The organism is Paenibacillus sp. NPDC057934 (assembly GCF_042887565.1).
Classification (GTDB): domain Bacteria; phylum Bacillota; class Bacilli; order Paenibacillales; family Paenibacillaceae; genus Paenibacillus_AQ.
In genome coordinates, this window is record NZ_JBHVPB010000001.1 from 222,225 (window position 1) to 240,817 (window position 18,593).

The following is an 18,593-nucleotide window of genomic DNA, read 5'->3' on the forward strand; positions in this document are numbered from 1 at the left end:
CACATGATATTCCGCTTGGCGAAACAAGGAAAGCCGATTGTCTAATCTTTTAACCCTGTGTTATGATATGACAAATGTCGCGGCTTGGAGGAACGCAATGACTTCAAATAACATTATTTTAGTAGGCATGATGGCCACGGGAAAGTCTACGGTTGGAGCTATTTTAGCAGAGGAACTGGGCTATGAACTGGTCGACCTCGACCATGTCATTGCCGAGAGCGAAGACCGGAGTATCCCAGAGATATTCGCAGAAGAAGGCGAAGGCTACTTCAGAAGACTTGAATCAGAAACACTGGAGCGTATGCTGCAAGGGGAGAAACGAGTGATTTCCACAGGCGGAGGCGCTGTACTTGTTGCTGGAAATGCCGAACTAATGCTGGCTAACGGCTTGGTAGTGGCACTCACAGCTGACGAGGAAGAGATTCTGGCGCGGGTCAGTGAAAATCTGGATCGTCCGCTGCTCGCCGGCAACGCGAAGGAACGGATTGCACGCATCATGCAAGAACGCCGGGATGCTTACCGTTTTGCGCATTGCACGGTCGATACAACGGGTCTTACTGCTGTAGAAGTGTCTCAGCATATTTTAATACATCACCGCGGTTGAGCTTTTAAGTATATTGGTGAGGCTTAGTCCTCCGCGGTTTCATTCCAATCAATCATGCCACCGCTCAGGTTGGCAACGGAGTTATAGCCGAACTGCTGCAGGTATTCGCAGACACGTTGGCTGCGGGCACCGGAACGGCAAATGAAGACGACTTCGGCATCGGCGGGAATTTCCTCTGTCCGCTGCGGAATCTCGCCCATCGGGATATGTTGTGCGCCGGAAATCATGCCGAAGGCAACCTCATCATCTTCACGCACGTCGATAAGGACAAGGTCTTCGCCAGTGGCTAGACGCTGCCGCAATTCCTGTGCTGTAATTTGGGTTATAGGATTCATGGATGTGACCTCTTTTCGTCAGAAGAATGGTTTAATGATAACACAAGCATGGAATACCGTGTCAAACGGAGCCATACATAGACTTATTATAATAAAAGGAGCGCTAATTACTATGGACGTTATTGTCAGACCTACGCCAAACTTGCAAGGTGAAATCGGAGCCCTCTCTTCTAAAAACTACACGACCCGTTACCTGCTGGTTGCTGCCCTTTCCGAAGGAATCAGCACAATCTATCATCCGGCTCACAGTGAGGACAGCGATGCTATCCGCCGCTGTATCGCCGATCTCGGCGCAGTGCTGACGGAAGATGACGAGAAGATTGTAGTGCAGGGCTTCGGTGCACGCCCGAGTAACGTTAAGGAACTGAATGTAGGCAATGCCGGAGCGGTGCTGCGTTTCCTGATGGCTGTCGCTGCGCTTAGCCCTGAAGTGACATTCGTGAACACGTATCCAGATTCTCTGGGCAAGCGCCCGCATGACGATCTCATTACCGCTCTCGGCCAGATTGGCGTAGAGGTAGAGCATAACGAAGGTAAACTACCAATTACCATTCGCGGCGGCAAGCCAAAAGGTGGAAAAATCACTGTTTCCGGTGCGGTCAGCTCCCAGTATCTCAGTGCACTGCTCTTCCTGACACCTTTGCTGGAAGAGGACAGCGAGATTATCGTGCTGGATGACCTGAAATCGAAGGTGGTTGTAGGACAGACGCTGGAAGTTCTGGAGCAGGCGGGAATCGTAGTGCATGCTGCTGATGACTACATGTCGTTCAAGGTACCGGGCGGTCAGAAATATGCTGCCAAGACTTACACGGTACAGGGAGACTATCCGGGCTCTGCAGCTGTTCTTGCTGCTGCCGCAGTTACGAAATCCGACGTGACGATTCAGCGTCTTGCGGAGAAGAGTAAGCAGGGAGAAAGAGCCATTGTCGATGTGTTGCGAATGATGGAAGTTCCTCTTACCCATGAGAATGACGTTGTACATGTACAGGGTAACGGCATCCTAAAGGCTGTTGAGTTCGATGGAGATGCGGCGACGGATGCTGTACTGGCTATGGTAGCTGCTGCTGTATTTGCGGAAGGAACTTCCCGTTTCTACAATGTAGAGAATCTGCGTTACAAGGAATGTGACCGGATCACTGACTATCTGGCAGAGTTGACTCGCGCTGGAGCGAAGGTCGAGGAGCGCCGCGACGAGATTATTGTACACGGACAGCCGGACGGGGTTGAGGGTGGAGTGACAATTAACGCTCACTACGATCACCGAGTAATCATGGCGCTGACCGTTGTAGGCTTGCGGGCACGCCAGCCGCTGCGGATCAAGGATGCGCACCATGTGGCCAAGTCGTACCCGCAATATTTTGACCATCTGAAGGCGCTTGGTGCCGATGTGGAATGGGTAAAATAACTATACCTTACTTAGGAAAGGGGTTATGAACATGGGATTTGAGAATCCTTCCCGGGAGCAGATCGGAGATATTCTGGCCTCTGCGGGGAACATTGCGGTGGTAGGGCTGTCGGATAAAACTGATCGTACCTCTTATATGGTGGCAGGGGCGATGCAGAGCAGAGGATACCGGATTATCCCGGTAAATCCTACGGTAGATGGAGAAATCCTTGGCGAGAAGTGTTACCACACGCTGGCGGAGATTCCTGAACAGGTAGATATCGTCAATGTCTTCCGTCGCAGTGAGTATTGTGCAGAGGTCGCGCAGGAAGCGGCTGACATCGGCGCACGTGTGCTCTGGCTGCAGCAAGGTATCATCAACCAGGAAGCGGCCGATATCGCGGTAGGAAGCGGTATGACGGCCATTATGGATCGTTGTATCAAGGTGGAGGAAGCCATCACGATGCACGGGCGAAGCCGCGCGTAAGCACTGCATCAAGCTCAATGGAATCTGAGTAGGCCTGAAAACGTCCTTCTACCGCAAGCGATTTGTGGTGAAGGACGTTTTTTAGATAAATAAACGCTGCACAAACAAGCGGACATTCAGTATAATAGATGTCTGTGAGCAATCTAGGAAATGCTAAATGTATTCTTTTGACAAAACCTGCCACAGCGCGTACCATTTATTATAGTAAGAAAGGAGAGGGTCGCCTTGAATTGGCTCGGATCACTGCAGCAATTGGGCAGAGCCATAATGCTTCCTACCATGGTGCTTCCGGCAGCAGCCATTCTGCTGAGTCTGGGCAGCCTGCCATGGTCTGCATGGGGACTTTCTTCAGTATCCGAAGTGGCTACATATGCTGGGCAAGGGGTATTCTACTTTATGCCCTATCTGTTTGCAGTAGGGGTGGCTTGGGGATTATCTAACCAGGCCGGGCCGGCAGGGCTGGCCGCTCTCGCAGGCATGTTCACCTACGACCGGATCGTGTCGGGGATGGGGGATGGCCATGTTCAGCCCGCAACACTTATCGGAATTCTGCTCGGGATTGTCGCCGGGGTAGCACATAACCGGTTCAAAAATATTAAGCTTCCAGAAGCGATTCAGTTTTTTGGCGGGTCGCGCTTTGTTTTGCTGTTCATGGGGCTGTTCTCCGCCCTGTTCGCCTGGGTAATGCTCGGGATTGCACCGCTCCTTCAGAGCGGGCTGGATCACCTGTTTCAGGGAATTCTAAGGACCGGCGGTTATGGCGTATTCCTGTACGGGGTGCTGTATAGGGTGCTGACAGCCTTTGGGCTACATCATATCCTGAACAATGTGTTCTGGTTCCAGATGGGCACGTACACGACGCCTGACGGAAGTGCTGTTGTACAGGGCGATCTGCCGCGCTTTTTCGCAGGTGACCCTACAGCGGGGATTTTTATGGCGGGGTTATTCCCGATCATGATGTTTGCGCTCCCGGCCATTGCATTTGCAATCATTCAAGAAGCCCGCGAGGACTTAAAGCCGAAGATTAAGAAGACTTTTTTACGTGCGGCACTGGTTTGCTTTCTGACTGGGGTGTCAGAGCAGATCGAATTTGCTTTTCTGTTCGCTTCGCCGTATCTGTTCGCCATACATACCGTAATGTCGGGTCTCGCTATGGTGTTGACTTATTCACTTGGTATTCATCACGGATTCTCATACTCCGCCGGGGCTATAGATTTCTTCCTTAACCTGCACCTATCCCAACGGGCGTGGCTGTTGATCCCGATCGGAATCGGCTACGGCATTGTGTATTATAATTTGTTCCGCTGGGCGATCCGCCGCTTTCAGATCCCGACACCTGGCCGTGAGGAAGGCTCGGAGCTTGGCGATTGGGCGGGTAATATACCGTATCAGGCTCCTCTTATTCTGGAAGCGCTTGGGGGCAAGGAGAACATCGTACAGGTACAGGCGTGCATCACCCGGTTGCGTCTGACTGTCCATAATGACCGTTATGTGGATGCCGGGGCGCTCAAAGGCCTTGGATCTGCCGGGATCATCAAGCTCGGTGGCGGCAATGTGCAGGTGGTATTTGGTACCTACTCGGAGTTGATCCGCGAGGAGATCAATAAGCTGCTGCTACGCGATCTGCCGCAGGTGCTGTTCAGTGCCCCGATGCAGGGCCGGATGCTGCCGATTGAGGAAGTACCGGATCATATTTTTGCGGCCAAGCTGGTTGGCGACGGGGTGGCTTTCTTCCCGGAAAAGGGCGAGCTGGTCTCTCCGGTCTTCGGGAAGGTCATGCACGTGTACCCAACGATGCATGCCGTGGGCATCTCAACACCGGAAGGGCTGGAGGTGCTTATGCACATCGGTATAGATACCTCGCAACTAAAAGGTCCGTTCGAGGCGGTTGTGCAGGAGGGAGACAGCGTGGAACCAGGTCAGCTGCTGGTCAAATTTGACCTTGGCTATCTGCGGGAGCATGCGGCTTCACTCGCTACACCGATGGTAATCACGAACCCTGACCGTGTCAAATCCTGGAGCTATGCTCCATTCAAAAATGTGAAAAAGGGGCAAACTTCTGTAATGTCCGTTGTATTACACGAAAGCAATGTTGGAGGGATTGAAGCATGATACAAGGCATAGGCGCCGCAGCAGGTGTTGCCATCGGGAAGGCTTTTGTCCTGCCCAATTGGGAATGGAGTCTGCCGGATACGCAGGTCAATCCGGTAGATCTCGCTAAAGAATTTGAGCGTTTATACGAAGGTATCCGCACCTCCAAGGATGAAATTGAGTTTATCAAAAGAGAGTTCAGGGAAGTCGTCGGACCGGAAGAATCCAGTATTTTCGACGCTCACCTTGCTATCCTTGATGATCCAGTGTTCATGAGTGAGATCCGAGGGATTATTGAACGTCAGTACAAGGCGGCGGAAGTGGCGGTCAAGGAAGCCATTGATCATTTTGTAGCCATGTTCGACTTGCTTGACGATGAATATATGAAGGAGCGAGCGGTGGACATCAAGGATGTCGGCAATCGTCTTCTGAAGCATTTGCTAGGCGCGCCTGAGGTCACCCTCCCGTCCGACACTCAGCCGTATATTCTCGTCGCCAAGGAGTTGTCTCCATCCCAGCTGGCTCATTTGAATCCTACCTACGTCCTTGGCATTGTGACGATGATGGGCGGCAAAACGTCGCATTCCTCGATCATGGCCCGGGCCTTGGGGATTCCGCTAGTAGCAGGGCTCGAGAACAAACTTTCAAACCCAATTCAGACGGGGGATATGCTGGTCATTGACGGAGATAACGGATCGGTACAACTACATCCAGACGAGGCTATGGTGATCGATTACACTTCTATCCGGGATAAACAGCATAAAAAGCGGGAGCAGCTAGAACTGCTGGCGACGGTGGAGGCTGTGACAAGAGACGGGGTGAACCTGCGTCTGGCTGGTAATATCAGTTCGGTGAAAGAACTGAATCTGGCGCTGAAATACGGCGCGGAAGGTGTTGGATTATTCCGCACGGAATTCCTCTACATGGATCGCGATTCCTTCCCGAGTGAAGAAGAGCAGTTCGAGGTGTATAAACTGGTGGCGGAGAAGGTGGGCAATCATCCGGTGGTGATCCGTACCCTTGATATCGGGGGCGACAAGCATCTGGATTACTTCCAGTTGCCGGAGGAGCAGAATCCGTTCCTGGGGTATCGCGCGATCCGCATTAGCCTAGACCGGAAGGACATGTTCAAGACCCAGTTGACCGCGATTTTGCGGGCTAGCGTCTATGGAAAGGTCAAGATGATGTTCCCCATGATTTCTTCTCTAGAAGAGGTGCAGGCAGCCAAAGCCGTGCTGGCCGAAGTCATGGAGGAGCTGGAACAGCGGGACGTGCCGTTTGACCGGGATATTCCGGTCGGGATTATGGTCGAAGTACCGGCGGCAGTCATGATCGTGGATATTTTGGCCGAGGAAGTGGATTTCTTCAGTATCGGCACGAATGATCTGGTTCAGTATGTACTGGCAGTAGACCGTATGAACGAGCAAATCGCCCATATGTATCATCCTTACCATCCCGCGGTTCTCCGCTTGATCCGTATGACGGTAGAAGCGGCGAAGCATGCTGGAATTGAGGTTAGCGTATGCGGGGAAATGGCTGCGGACGAGCGTTCGCTGCCGCTGTGGCTGGAGCTTGGCATTAACAATCTCAGCATGTCCCCACAAGCGCTGCTGAAGGTGAAGCACCGCACGCTGAACACCGTGGCCGCTGAGGCTCGGGAAGTGGCAAAGGCTTGCTTCCGGATGCGTACAAGCTCGGAGACGGAAGCGAAACTCAGTGCATATGCCAAGGTTAGCGGAAGTGCATTTGGCAGCAGTTCGGAAGCGAAGGAGAAGACCTCCTGAGGCTGCTGAATCCCCTGTGCAGCGTCAGCAACAAATAGAGAGACTTGATTAAGGGACTCTCCTATAAAAGGTATATTCCTTGATGAGAAGACCATTTGCTTAAAAATAATGCGAAAAAAGAACATGGCGGTGTTCAGGAGAATTCCTGAACCCGCCATGTTCTTTTTGTGTTCGACGACCACCTTCTGGAGCAAGGGATAGGATAGGCAAACCAAAGCCACTCGGTCATCAGGTGTGCAGATCCGGTACAATAAAAGTGAATGTTATACAGCGCTTAAACAACTGGAAATACTCCCGTTATTGATTCGGAAAAAGAAGTGTTTCCAAAAATAACTGGAAAAACACCCGTTATTCTATAGAATCCCCCTCGATTCTCTTATAAGAGGAAGAATAACTGGAGAATTTCCCTTTAATTCGAGTAAAACCTTTGAAAGAGGAGAATTAACGGTACATTTTCCTGTTAAATCAGAGCCAAGCTTCCAAGCTAGAGCGTGAGGAACTAAACCGGGCTCTGATCAGTCCATCATGCTGCACGACATGCGCACGGCGGTTCAAGGTCTCGTTCCATTTGCAGTTCCTGAGCTTCTGGTCTTGCGTTTGAACTGGTACCTGCTCTACCGCATCCACTTTTTGAATTAGTATGATAAAGTTCCCCTTGGAGTAGTGGGGGTTATAATTATATCTGTTTAGCGTGAAAGGAGCGTTTTCGTCTAGGATTAACTCTGTTCAAGGGGCATTTATTTTTTTGCTGTCTTGCTTGAAGGGGAGCGTTCGCTTTTGGAACAATCCCCTGTTTATATTGATTAAAGGTTTATTTTTCCAAATAGAAAAACCGTTTGTGGCCTAGCACAGTCATTACATAGGAGAACACAATGCAGAAGGCGTGGCGAAAATTCTGCATGGAGGGAGGAGCGCCGGGCAATGGAGAGTATTATGAAAGCTAAAACAGTGGATACAAGCGAAGCGGAAGCGTTCATGCTAATGGTGAAGGAGCAACAAAGACTTCTTTACAGTATAGCCTACAGCTATTTGCGAAGTGAAGTGGATGCACTTGAAGTGCTGCAAGAGGCTACCTGCCGGGCATGGATCAAACGCAGGAGTCTGAAAGATCCGGCACGGTTCACCCCTTGGCTCATTCGGATAGTCATCAATTGCTGTAATGATGAGCTTAAACGGAGAAAACGGGTGCTGACCGTGAAGCCTACAGGATCGGTTAGCGACATGATGGAAATGAAAAGTGATCTTAGGCTGGATATGGAATTGGCATTAGATGGGATGAAGCCAAAATACCGGCAGGTTCTTGTACTTAAGTATTACAGGGACATGACCGTAACAGAGATCGCGGAAGTATTGGATCGGCCGGAGGGCACGATTAAAACCTGGCTGAACAAAGGTCTGAAGCATTTGCGTGGCAAGATGAAAAATAAGGGGGATGCATGATATGTCTCTGCGCGAGGAGAAACTTCTTGAAGATTATTTTAACGAGTTGTCATTGGAAGCGGAACGGGTACCGGAGTCTCGGATTCATGCGAATGTTCATCTTGCCCTAAACAGGGGGTCACAACATGTCAGGAAGTTATGGAAAAAGCGCTTGTGGACAGCCACAACTGCTGTGGTAATTACAGTGCTCTTGCTAGTTTCTGCGGGATCATGGATGGGGGAAGGGAGCGGGCTGCGGAATGCCCTAAAGCCTTTTTCGAAGATGAGTCGATTGGAAGCATATCTTCCCTTAGTAATTCAGGATACGACAGTATGGTCGGCTTATGAGGCGAGGTTGATGAAACAGGTAGGTGTCTCTTCTATGGAGAAGGAGGGGCATGTGCTGACCGTTGATGGCATGATAGCCGATGAGATGGGAATCATTATTCTGTATTCGGTAGACAACAAAACAGAACACACAACGCGGGTCGATCATCTGTCATTAACAGATAATACGGGGACGATTAAAGGTTCAGAGGTAATTGAAATGCGCGAGAAACTCGAGTTAGGCAGCACAATGAATATAACGCGCCTGACATGGGGAGGTGAAGCTAAGGATTTGCCGGAAGAGGTGGAGGTCCTGCTTGCGGTTTCCACGAACGCCGGAGACAATTCGTATTCTGCAAATCCGGAGGAGCTTATAAATCTATCCGTACCCATCAGACTAGACAAGAAAGCCATGGAAGAGGCTGGGCAATCCATTACACTCAATCGAGCATTAGTAGTTGCAGGGCAAACGATAGATCTCAAGCAGATGTATACGGGTAGTACCGGCATCTATTTGGAAACAGCCTATAATAAAAACAATACACAAGACATTTTCGGAATGCTTAAGCCGCGAATTTTGTTAGGAGATGACAGGGATTCCGAAGGGTTCTATCTACCGAAGCAAGTCCAGAAAGAGGGGAGAACATTCAACGTATTCAAAAATGATAGCACCAAGCCTAAAGCGCCGCTGCGTCTGACTGTTGATGGAATCTACGCCTTGGAGTCTTCGAAAAGAGAATTAATTATTGACACAGATAAGCAGCAAATTATGAAGGCTCCTGATGATACCCTCACAGTAAACGTAGAAGAGGCTTCCGATGGGCATAGGGTAATCGTATTGAAGCGTCATTGGACAGATACTAATAAATTAAACAGTGACGGTAATTTAGTATTGAACATCTTATTCAAGGATGGTAAGGGAGGAATACATGAATATGATCAATCCCCTAACCAATTTAACCTTAATGATTTGTTGATACCCCAAAAGGATGGACCGACAGTGGCTGGTAATAATTTGTATTTTATAGGGAAAGACAAACTCCCGCAGCCGTTGACCTTTACCCTGGACAGCTATCCGAACGCCATTAAGGACGTAAAGACCATCCCGCTGCGCTGATTGATGCTGAAAAGAATAGCAGGCCCTATTCCTCAAGAGAAACTTGAGAGCAGGGCCTGCTATGTATTCTTATTGACGGTCAGGCCTTATTCCCCAGCCAGCGCGTCACAAAAGGCTTTGCCGTATGGTGGCAAATCAGGCGGACGACGTGCGGAGATAATATGTCCGTCCGTCACAACAGGCTCGTCTTTCCAGATGGCGCCTGCATTCTCCATATCATCGCGGATTCCGGGAGTGGAAGTAACGGTCACACCCTCCAGGATTTTTGCTGAAATGAGCACCCAGCCGGCGTGGCAAATCTGCCCGATCGGTTTCTTGGCTGCATGGAAATCCTGCACGAGCTTCAGCACTTTGCTGTAGCGGCGGATTTTATCGGGCGCCCAGCCGCCCGGAACCAGAATGCCGTCATAATCGGCGGCGTCAAGCTCGTCCCAGGAATATTCGGCTTTGGCGGGAACGCCATATTTGCCGATGTAGGTCTTGTCTTTTTCAAGTCCGGCCAGATGAACCTCCGCGCCTTCCTCCCGCACCCTGTAGACAGGGTACCAAAGCTCTAAATCCTCAAATTCATCATCCACTAATGCAATGACCTTCTTGCCGTCGAGTCTCATTATTGGGGTCTCCTTCCTGCATCCATCATCTATTCTTCTTTATTCTATCAAATTTAAAATTTTAAGTCACATAAGCGATGGATATGGATAGTTCAATTGCCAAATAAATCATTATATGCAAATGAGAAGGATTCTGTAGAGCGAAGTCGAATATAGAAATAAAAAGTCGGAACCTGCGTGCTTTTTAATTTATGCTTGAGGTGTGGCAGATGTGGAAAGATGACGTATTGGAAAAAGCATGCAATTGCGGCGGTGACATGACCATACATATGCACACGCTAGTGTACAACACAAAGATCAAAATCACAGACGTCCCCGTGTATACCTGTGAGAGCTGTTCACGTTATGAACCGCTATTGGCCATCAAGCCGGCTTTGGGCGAACTAGTGCAGCAATTGGGTAGAGAGGGGATTGCGGGCAGTAAGGTTTCCTTGACGGATTGCAGTGAGTGGGCCTTTGTGCTTAAAGAGACATTCTCTAAATTTAGTGGTGACAGCCTACCGGAACTTGAAGCGGAGATCCGCAAGACGCTCCAGGGTCGAATTGATCTTTTGCTGGATACTTATAGGTTCGCCGGAGACTCCGGGGATGCTGAATGGATGCAGGAAACAGGTGAACGATTATCACAATTAACCTTGCGATCGACACAAATTGCCAAATAAGTTACAGGAAAAGGATGCTCAGTGGATGTTTTCTTGTTTTCAAGAAATTTTTCTGCAAAATCAATGAAAATTTTTCACGAAAGTTGGATTTTTCATGCACTTTTTGTTACGATAGAAAGAGGTTACATGATTGCACTAATAGGGACGCAGGTAGTATGCGTTCCGGGATAACCTTCCGCTATGAAAAGATTTTTGAAAGGAAAATGAAGCGTTATCATTGCACAAATGTACAAAGTGTCGTATCATAATTTTAATTAGTCGAACGATAAAATTTATCGCAATGGAGAGAGTAATTTGACGGTAACCATTTACGATGTAGCGCGAGAAGCAGGCGTATCTATGGCTACGGTATCACGGGTTGTGAACAATAACCCCAACGTGAAACCGCAGACCCGGAAGAAAGTGTTTGAAGCGATTGAACGTTTGGGCTATCGTCCAAATGCCGTGGCAAGAGGACTTGCCAGTAAGAAAACGACAACTGTCGGTGTCGTCATTCCTGATATTTCCAACTCGATATTTGCAGAAATTGCACGCGGGATTGAAGATATTGCCAACATGTATCACTACAACATCATTCTCTGTAACGCGGACAAGCGTAAAGAGAAGGAAATTCGTGTTATTAACACGTTGCTTGAGAAACAAGTGGACGGGCTACTTTTCATGGGCGGTACAGTAACAGATGAGCATATTCAGGCATTCCAGACTTCTGCTGTGCCAATTGTACTCTGTGCAACCCGTGACGAGAAGGGCACATATCCATCTGTGGATATCGACCACGAAACGGCAGCGTTCGACGCAGTGAACACCTTGATCCGACATGGACACCGTGAGATTGCTATGATCAGTGGCACTCTGCAGGACCCGGCCAACGGTTATGCTCGATTCCAGGGGTACAAGAAGGCCTTGGAAGCAGCTGGCATTGAGTATCAGGAGGATCTGGTACGTATTGGTAACTACCGCTACGAATCCGGTGTCGAGGCTATGAAGTATTTCCTCGGACTGAAGAAGAAGCCGACCGCAATCTTTGCTGCAACGGATGAAATGGCGATTGGTGCCATTCATAGTATTCAGGACGAAGGTCTGAAAGTCCCTGACGATTTCTCTATCATCAGTGTCGACAACATTCGGATGGCCTCCATGGTCCGTCCGTTGCTAACAACCGTAGCTCAGCCGATGTATGACCTGGGGGCGGTAGCAATGAGACTTTTAACGAAGCTTATGAAGAAAGAGACTGTAGAGAACGCCCGTGTTATTTTGCCGCATGAGACGATTCTCCGGCTGTCTGTTAATCATCTGAATAAGTAATTACGGATTTGGATATTCATAGCATGGAAAGCTCCCTCTGGAGCTTTTTATGCTTTATACACTATAAAATTTATAGAACTACGGGAGGAATCTACATATGAGTGAAGTTATCGGAATTATCGGGGCTATGGATGAAGAAATTGAGTTGATGTTGAAAGAAATTAAAGACAGTGAAACAGTGGTCAAAGCAGGCATCAGCTACCACGTGGGTACTATTTTCAACAAATCTGTAGTTCTGTGTAGATCGGGAATCGGCAAAGTCAATGCGGCAGTAACCACACAAATCCTGCATGATTCCTTCGGGGTATCCAAAGTCCTGTTCACAGGCGTAGCCGGTGCAGTACACCCAGATCTGAACATCGGAGATATTGTGATCTCTTCGGAATGTATGCAGCATGACATGGATGTCACACCGCTTGGTTATCAAAGAGGGATCATCCCGGATCAGGAAGTATCCTCATTCCCTGCGGATGCTGGCTTGATTGCACTGGCTGAAAAGTCTTGCCGTGAGCTGAAATGCCACTACGAGATCGGCAAAGTATTGTCCGGGGATCAATTTATTGCCAGCAGAGAGGTAGTAGCTTCGCTGAGACAAGAAATGGATGGCGCTTGTGTTGAGATGGAAGGAGCGGCGGTTGCTCAGGTTTGCTTCATGAACGATACACCTTTTGTTGTTATCCGCTCCATGTCTGACCGTGCCGATGGCTCTGCAGAGGTTAACTATAAAGAGTTTACCATTGAAGCTTCTCAGCGCTCTCATGCTATCCTGGCACAAATGCTGCAAGCCCTGTAATTTCTACTCTCCCTTAATACATGAACCGCTGTCTGAAACGGACGCGGTCAAAGGTTTCCTGTGAGGACATCGGTACCTCCCGGCCAATGCGCACCATGAGGCAATTGGCCGGATGGGAACAAATTTCTGGATCATCTGTCGCATACCACACCATATCTACGGTTTTCATCAGCCTCTCCATCATCTGCCGGTAGCCCCACACATCCAGCCCGCTACCTTTCAAATCCCAATGCCAATAATATTCTGTAGTGAACACAATGCAGTTCTCCAGTTGCTCCCCTTCAAAAGCGGTGGAAATCATCAGCCTGCCAAGACCGGCTCCACGATATTCGTCGGCAACCTCAACTGCCCCCAGTTCGACAAGATCTTTCATACCGCCCTGAGACCACAGTTCCATTTCGTCAGGATAATGAAAAGTTACATAACCTATGATAACTCCTTGATCTACTGCAGCAACAATACGTCCTTCAGGCAGTCCAGAAATTTCGATTAATGCTTCTAGCTGCTCCGAAGGCTTGCGAAAAGCATCCAGATCACGGTGGATGTCGAGCTCTTTGATAGCTTCAGGCGATAGGGGACCGTTAACAGTTAGTGTTCTGCCGTTATAATCTAGGGAATGGCTAACCGGAATCTTGCGGTGCTCCATAACCGACTCCTTTCAAAAACATTATAAAATATGGAATGTAACCGTTTGCTATGATATACTGATTCAGACATAAAATATTCACAAATGCTGCATTGACATCATTAATTATGAAAGAAGTCTTACCCTTAAAGCTTAATTCAAAGAAGTGAGGGAGGCAAGAGTGATGGGTCAAGTTCACAGCGAAATTTTGCCGGGGCGTGTACAAAGCTCCAATATGCCGGATTATGCCCGGGCAGTAGCCGATTTTCGCTGGGAGGATGTGCACAGACAGTTCTCCTGGTTCGAGACAGGCAAGGTCAACATGGCCCATGAAGCGGTGGATCGGCATGTGCAGGAAGGACGGGGAAACGCCACAGCGCTGCTCTATAGCGATGCTGTACGCGCGGAAAGGTATACCTTTGCTGATCTACGGGAGCGATCTAATCGGTTTGGAAATGTGCTACGGAAGTACGGAATCGGCAAAGGGGACAGGGTGTTTATTTTTATGCCGCGCCAGCCGGAGCTGTACTTCAGTCTGCTGGGTATTTTAAAAGTCGGAGCCGTAGTGGGTCCGCTCTTTGAAGCGTTTATGGAGACGGCGGTCAAGGACCGGCTTGAAGACAGCGGAGCCGTAGCGTTGGTAACAACTCCCAGTCTGCTTCACCGGGTGAAACGGGAGGAACTTCCGGGCTTGCGCCATATTATTCTGGTGGGAGACAGCACGGATGCTTATGAGGGAACCTTGCGCTATGAGGAAGAAATGTCCCAAGCATCACCGGAGCTGGAACCGGAATGGCTAACGCTGGATGATGGCTTGATTATGCACTATACTTCAGGCTCTACGGGCAAGCCCAAAGGGGTCTACCATGTACAACGAGCAATGATCCAACATTATTATACAGGTCAGGTAGTGCTAGATTTGCGTCCAGACGACATCTACTGGTGTACCGCAGACCCCGGGTGGGTTACAGGCACGTCGTACGGGATTTTTGCTCCATGGCTGAACGGAGTGACGAATGTGGTCCGGGGCGGCCGCTTTAGTCCGCAGGACTGGTATAAGACGATTGAACGCAATGCTGTCACGGTATGGTACAGTGCGCCTACGGCTTTCCGCATGCTGATGGGAGCCGGCGAGAGCCTCCTGCAGGACATTGATCTAAGCAGTTTGCGCCATGTTCTATCTGTCGGGGAGCCGCTGAATCCAGAAGTGGTACGCTGGGGCGACAAGTTCTACAATCAGCGTATTCACGACACCTGGTGGATGACGGAGACCGGCGCACAATTGATTTGCAACTACCCGGCCATGGACATCAAGCCAGGCTCGATGGGCCGTCCATTGCCAGGCATAGAGGCTGCTATTCTGGATGACAAAGGCAATGTGCTGCCGCCGTATTCGATGGGGAATCTGGCGATCAAGACATCCTGGCCGTCCATGATGAGTACCATTTGGAACAATCAGGCCAAGTATGAGGAATACTTCCGTATTCCGGGCTGGTACATCTCGGGAGACTCGGCTTACATGGACGAGGAGGGCTATTTCTGGTTTCAGGGCCGGATTGACGATGTCATCAACTCGTCGGGTGAGCGGATCGGCCCGTTCGAAGTGGAGAGCAAGCTGGTGGAGCACCCGGCGGTAGCGGAAGCTGGTGTCATCGGCAAGCCGGATGTGACACGAGGCGAGATCATCAAGGCTTTCATCTCTCTGCGCGAAGGCTACGAGCCTACAGCGGCGTTGAAGGAGGAAATCGCGGCTTTCGTCAAAGCGGGGCTCTCAGCCCACGCAGCGCCGCGTGAGATCGAGTTCAAGGAGAAGCTGCCCAAGACCCGATCTGGCAAAATCATGCGTCGGGTGCTCAAAGCCTGGGAGCTACATCTTCCCACAGGTGACTTGTCAACGATCGAGGATTAGGACATATTGGCTGCACATCAAAACACCGCTCCTTTGGAAATCAGGAACGGTGTTTTTGGTATGCTCTGAAAGGCTTGCCGTAATTAAAGCAGGTGCAAAAGCAGTGAGGTCTTTAGTGAGTAGCCACGCTACCCGTATTGGCGCCGGTTCCGCCCGCGGAGTTGGCTCCGCTATTATTCCCCGTATTGGTGCCTCCCGCGGGTGGGACGTCCGTACTTCCCGGTGGCTGTAAAATCACACCGGGGTCATCCGGACTGCCTACCTCCGGATTATCGGAGCCTGGAGTAGGCTCACTGCCGTTATCCGGGGATTCAGGCAGATCCGTCGGTTCCGGTGTAGCGATCGGACCGCCAGCAATAGTACCCGAAGCTGTCTCATGTCCGCCTACGTCTACTGCAGTGACATAGAAGGAAGCATTGGCACCAGCCGGTGTGCTTGACTGGAATACAGTGCCTTCACCTACTGAGAGTACTGCCTGCTTCTGGAAGGAGCCGCCGTTCAATGAACGGTACAGGCGATAGCCTACAACATCCGGTGAACCGCTTGGTGTGAAGGAAATTACTGCTTTGCCAGTGCTGTAAGACACATTGACATTCCCCGGAGGGGTTGGCGGATTGCCATCATCTACACGCGGATCTACCTCAGTTGGCACATCGCTCTTCGCATCCGCTGGCATGTAATAAGACAGCGATTCATGATCTTTCATTTTTGTGAAAGCAGCCAGCAGTTCTTTAACCAAATTTTGAATTGGCTTTTCGCGTTTCACAACAATTTTTTCTTTCAGGAAATCATTAGGCGTCCCATCATGTGGAATATAGTTGACGCCATTATAGGTGATATATCTGGCTTTGGAAATGCCGTCATCGCTGGTGGTCGGCACATATTTGGCATTGAATAAATCGGTATTGAACCGGTCCGTCAGGCTGGTCGGCAGCTTGCCGCTATATGCAGACACTGTTTTCTTCACAATGCCTTCCGGCTGTGTAAATTTATCAGTGACGAACAGATCAGGTTGTTTGTCAATGACCGCATTCATGACCTTGGCCCACAAGGATTGCGCCTGACGCCTCTGAGTGTCGCCTTGCAGTGTGTTAATCTGCTCTTTGTAGCCGACCCACATTCCGAGTGTTACATCAGGCGTGTAGCCCATAAACCAAACATCCGCATAATTTTGCGTGGAGCCGGTTTTGCCGACGATCGGAATATCTTTGAAATGCTTGTATTTGCTTTTGACGGTGCTGGCCGTTCCGTCTGTAATCACAGTACGCAGCATATCCGTCATAAGATAAGCAGTCTGCTCGGAAAATACCTGTTCGGGATTAACCTTATGTTGATAGACGATTTTGCCTTCCGAATCGACGATTTTATCGATCATATAGGCATCGTTAAAAGCACCCTTGTTGCCGATTGCCGAATAGGCATTGGTCAATTCTTCGACCGATACACCATAGCGCAATCCGCCGAGAACCCCTGTTTTGGCACTATAATCCTGTTCCTGAATCGTTGTAATCCCAAGCTTCTTCGCAAAAGCCCAGGCATTATCAATTCCGACCTTCTCATTGAAGAGCTTCAGGGCCGGCAGGTTGAGCGATTTATTGAGTGCATATCGGGCAGTGACAAGGCCCTGATAACGATTATTAGCATTCTTGGGAATGTGGAAGCCTTTCCCGCCATCTTTTAAAATAATCGGAGCATCATCCAGTATCCCTGCTGGCTGAATCAAACCGGCGTCCAGAGCCGGCAGATAAGCAGCGATTGGCTTCATGGTGGACCCCGGTTGACGAACCATCTGTGTAGCATAGTTCATCTGCTCAATGTTGAAATCGCGTCCTTCGATCATCCCCAGGATGGCCCCGGTCTTGTTATCGATCATCATCCCCGCGGTCTGTTCGACTCCCTTGGTTTTACTATCCTTGGTGAAGTTGGAACTATCCTCGGAGATGCTATGCATCGCGCTGTAGACCTTCTTGTCAATGGTAGTGTAGACGCGGTACCCACCAGTCATCAGTTGTTGTCTTGCTGCTTCCAGAAGCTGTTTGTTGTCTGTTGGGGTCTTGCTTGTGCCTGTGTTATCCGTCTTGTTCTGATTCAGTGACAGAAGGATCTCCGAAGCCTTGCGTTCAGTCTCCAGCATCAGGTACGGGTAGGTAGCATAAGCCTTCTTAGTATACGGAGCAAGTGAGCCCTTGATGTCAAAGGTCAGCGCTTCTTCATACTGGGAGTTTGTAATCTTGTTCTCCTCAAGCATACGGCGCAGTACAAGCCGCTGACGGTCCATAGCCCGGTTAAATGCAGTTTCGTTGAACTCGCCAGTGCCGCTGAATGCGGAATAGGCAGAAGGAAGCTGCGGAAGTCCCGCCAAATAAGCTGCCTGAGCTATATTCAACTTATCCAGATTATCCTGACCGAATATTCCCTTGGCTGCGGCTTTGATCCCGTATACGTTGTATCCGTTGGACCCGTTGCCAAATGGTACTTTATTAAGATAAGCTGTTATAATTTCTTGTTTGGACAGGAAACGCTCCAATCGCAGCGAGAGCAGAATTTCCTTAACTTTGCGATCTTCTGTTTTGTCCAGATTAAGGAATACGCGTCTAGCCAGCTGCTGGGTCAGCGTACTGCCACCCGTCTGAACGGATTCGTTCAGCAGCTTCTGCTTGATGGCACGTAGAGTACCGTTGAGATCTATTCCTTTATGTTGGTAGAAATTATTATCCTCGATCGCGAGGACCGCATCAATCACAATCTGGGGAATATTATTGTACTCAACCAGCCTTCGGTCTTCTTCTGTGCGAAGCTGGCCGATCGGTGAGCCGTCACGGAAATAGGCAAATCCGGTGATAGCATTCTGGCTGACTTGCTGCTGGATAAACTGCTCGGAGCGAACCGGGTCACTTTTCACGATTGATGTAATGTAACCGGCCATCGCACCTCCGGCAAACAGAATACCCAATACGCCGAGAATGAACATCCATTTCACAACAGAACCAAATCTACGAAGCCAGGATCTGCGGGCGGGACGCTTCTTAGCGTTTTTTTTCTTGTTCTCCTCAACCATCGACGATAATCCTCCTTTTAACGGAACTATTATAGCACAAATTGACGATTTTGAATGCGTTCCCGTTGTAACCTGTTTTCGG

At 49.6% G+C, this 18,593-nt stretch carries 15 protein-coding genes; 11 read left to right on the top strand and 4 right to left on the bottom strand.

Annotation, left to right across the window (positions count from 1 at the left end; translation table 11 throughout):
- Positions 1-97: 97 nt before the first annotated feature.
- Entirely contained in the window at positions 98-604 is a 507-nt protein-coding gene (locus tag ACFVRY_RS01065; protein ID WP_387496157.1) for a shikimate kinase, read from the top strand.
- Between the two features lie 23 nt (positions 605-627).
- Here the strand turns inward: ACFVRY_RS01065 and ACFVRY_RS01070 are convergent, their stop codons facing one another.
- On the bottom strand, positions 628-939 hold the full coding sequence (locus ACFVRY_RS01070; RefSeq protein WP_387496159.1) for a rhodanese-like domain-containing protein: 312 nt from the start codon (positions 937-939) through the stop codon (positions 628-630).
- A gap of 112 nt (positions 940-1,051) precedes the next feature.
- On the opposite strand from ACFVRY_RS01070, the gene aroA reads away from it, so the two are divergent.
- The 6 genes from aroA to ACFVRY_RS01100 all read left to right on the top strand — a co-directional run bounded on the left by aroA (position 1,052) and on the right by ACFVRY_RS01100 (position 9,548).
- On the top strand, positions 1,052-2,344 hold the full coding sequence (gene aroA, locus ACFVRY_RS01075) for a 3-phosphoshikimate 1-carboxyvinyltransferase (RefSeq protein ID WP_175374523.1): 1,293 nt from the start codon (positions 1,052-1,054) through the stop codon (positions 2,342-2,344).
- A 31-nt stretch (positions 2,345-2,375) separates the two neighbouring features.
- Positions 2,376-2,810 carry a CoA-binding protein gene (locus ACFVRY_RS01080; protein WP_387496162.1) on the top strand — a complete coding sequence of 145 codons (435 nt, stop codon included), beginning with the start codon at positions 2,376-2,378 and terminating at the stop codon, positions 2,808-2,810.
- Between the two features lie 225 nt (positions 2,811-3,035).
- Entirely contained in the window at positions 3,036-4,922 is a 1,887-nt protein-coding gene (locus ACFVRY_RS01085) for a glucose PTS transporter subunit IIA (RefSeq protein WP_387496165.1), read from the top strand.
- Positions 4,919-6,685, top strand: a complete 1,767-nt coding sequence (ptsP, locus tag ACFVRY_RS01090) for a phosphoenolpyruvate--protein phosphotransferase (RefSeq protein WP_387496168.1) — start codon at positions 4,919-4,921, stop codon at positions 6,683-6,685. Before ACFVRY_RS01085 ends, ptsP begins: the two co-directional genes overlap by 4 nt.
- Positions 6,686-7,606: 921 nt before the next feature.
- Positions 7,607-8,125: an RNA polymerase sigma factor gene (locus ACFVRY_RS01095; RefSeq protein WP_387496170.1), complete on the top strand. Its 519-nt coding sequence runs from the start codon at positions 7,607-7,609 to the stop codon at positions 8,123-8,125.
- 1 nt (position 8,126) lies between these two features.
- Positions 8,127-9,548: a hypothetical protein gene (locus tag ACFVRY_RS01100; RefSeq protein WP_387496172.1), complete on the top strand. Its 1,422-nt coding sequence runs from the start codon at positions 8,127-8,129 to the stop codon at positions 9,546-9,548.
- A gap of 86 nt (positions 9,549-9,634) precedes the next feature.
- Here ACFVRY_RS01100 and ACFVRY_RS01105 read toward each other — a convergent pair whose 3' ends face one another.
- Complete coding sequence (locus ACFVRY_RS01105) at positions 9,635-10,159, bottom strand: type 1 glutamine amidotransferase domain-containing protein (RefSeq protein WP_066370856.1); 525 nt, start codon at positions 10,157-10,159, stop codon at positions 9,635-9,637.
- A 257-nt stretch (positions 10,160-10,416) separates the two neighbouring features.
- Here ACFVRY_RS01105 and ACFVRY_RS01110 point away from each other — a divergent pair, with 257 nt between their 5' ends.
- From ACFVRY_RS01110 to ACFVRY_RS01120, 3 genes are all read left to right on the top strand, one after another.
- Positions 10,417-10,821, top strand: coding sequence for a hypothetical protein (locus tag ACFVRY_RS01110; RefSeq protein ID WP_387496175.1), 405 nt, complete (start codon positions 10,417-10,419; stop codon positions 10,819-10,821).
- Between the two features lie 294 nt (positions 10,822-11,115).
- The gene (gene ccpA, locus ACFVRY_RS01115; protein WP_066370851.1) at positions 11,116-12,126 is read left to right on the top strand and encodes a catabolite control protein A; all 1,011 of its coding nucleotides are present in this window, start codon (positions 11,116-11,118) and stop codon (positions 12,124-12,126) included.
- 97 nt (positions 12,127-12,223) lie between these two features.
- Positions 12,224-12,919 carry a 5'-methylthioadenosine/adenosylhomocysteine nucleosidase gene (locus ACFVRY_RS01120; protein ID WP_387496177.1) on the top strand — a complete coding sequence of 232 codons (696 nt, stop codon included), beginning with the start codon at positions 12,224-12,226 and terminating at the stop codon, positions 12,917-12,919.
- A 13-nt stretch (positions 12,920-12,932) separates the two neighbouring features.
- Here the strand turns inward: ACFVRY_RS01120 and ACFVRY_RS01125 are convergent, their stop codons facing one another.
- Positions 12,933-13,565 (bottom strand): GNAT family N-acetyltransferase, encoded by a 633-nt coding sequence (locus ACFVRY_RS01125; protein ID WP_387496179.1) that lies wholly within the window; start codon positions 13,563-13,565, stop codon positions 12,933-12,935.
- Between the two features lie 163 nt (positions 13,566-13,728).
- Between ACFVRY_RS01125 and acsA the strand changes: the two genes are divergently transcribed.
- The gene (acsA, locus tag ACFVRY_RS01130; protein ID WP_387496181.1) at positions 13,729-15,453 is read left to right on the top strand and encodes an acetate--CoA ligase; all 1,725 of its coding nucleotides are present in this window, start codon (positions 13,729-13,731) and stop codon (positions 15,451-15,453) included.
- A gap of 112 nt (positions 15,454-15,565) precedes the next feature.
- On the opposite strand, the gene ACFVRY_RS01135 is transcribed toward acsA, so the two are convergent.
- A complete protein-coding gene (locus tag ACFVRY_RS01135; protein WP_387496184.1) occupies positions 15,566-18,511 on the bottom strand; it encodes a transglycosylase domain-containing protein in 2,946 nt (981 codons plus the stop codon).
- Positions 18,512-18,593: the final 82 nt, after the last annotated feature.

Excerpts from the sequence above, each read along its gene's own strand:
- ACFVRY_RS01065 (WP_387496157.1), top strand. The coding sequence starts at position 98 with ATGACTTCAAATAACATTATTTTAGTAGGCATGATGGCCACGGGAAAG.
- ACFVRY_RS01070 (WP_387496159.1), bottom strand. The coding sequence starts at position 939 with ATGAATCCTATAACCCAAATTACAGCACAGGAATTGCGGCAGCGTCTA.
- aroA (WP_175374523.1), top strand. The coding sequence starts at position 1,052 with ATGGACGTTATTGTCAGACCTACGCCAAACTTGCAAGGTGAAATCGGA.
- ACFVRY_RS01080 (WP_387496162.1), top strand. The coding sequence starts at position 2,376 with ATGGGATTTGAGAATCCTTCCCGGGAGCAGATCGGAGATATTCTGGCC.
- ptsP (WP_387496168.1), top strand. The coding sequence starts at position 4,919 with ATGATACAAGGCATAGGCGCCGCAGCAGGTGTTGCCATCGGGAAGGCT.
- ACFVRY_RS01095 (WP_387496170.1), top strand. The coding sequence starts at position 7,607 with ATGGAGAGTATTATGAAAGCTAAAACAGTGGATACAAGCGAAGCGGAA.
- ACFVRY_RS01100 (WP_387496172.1), top strand. The coding sequence starts at position 8,127 with ATGTCTCTGCGCGAGGAGAAACTTCTTGAAGATTATTTTAACGAGTTG.
- ACFVRY_RS01105 (WP_066370856.1), bottom strand. The coding sequence starts at position 10,159 with ATGAGACTCGACGGCAAGAAGGTCATTGCATTAGTGGATGATGAATTT.
- ACFVRY_RS01110 (WP_387496175.1), top strand. The coding sequence starts at position 10,417 with ATGACCATACATATGCACACGCTAGTGTACAACACAAAGATCAAAATC.
- ACFVRY_RS01120 (WP_387496177.1), top strand. The coding sequence starts at position 12,224 with ATGAGTGAAGTTATCGGAATTATCGGGGCTATGGATGAAGAAATTGAG.
- ACFVRY_RS01125 (WP_387496179.1), bottom strand. The coding sequence starts at position 13,565 with ATGGAGCACCGCAAGATTCCGGTTAGCCATTCCCTAGATTATAACGGC.
- acsA (WP_387496181.1), top strand. The coding sequence starts at position 13,729 with ATGGGTCAAGTTCACAGCGAAATTTTGCCGGGGCGTGTACAAAGCTCC.
- ACFVRY_RS01135 (WP_387496184.1), bottom strand. The coding sequence starts at position 18,511 with ATGGTTGAGGAGAACAAGAAAAAAAACGCTAAGAAGCGTCCCGCCCGC.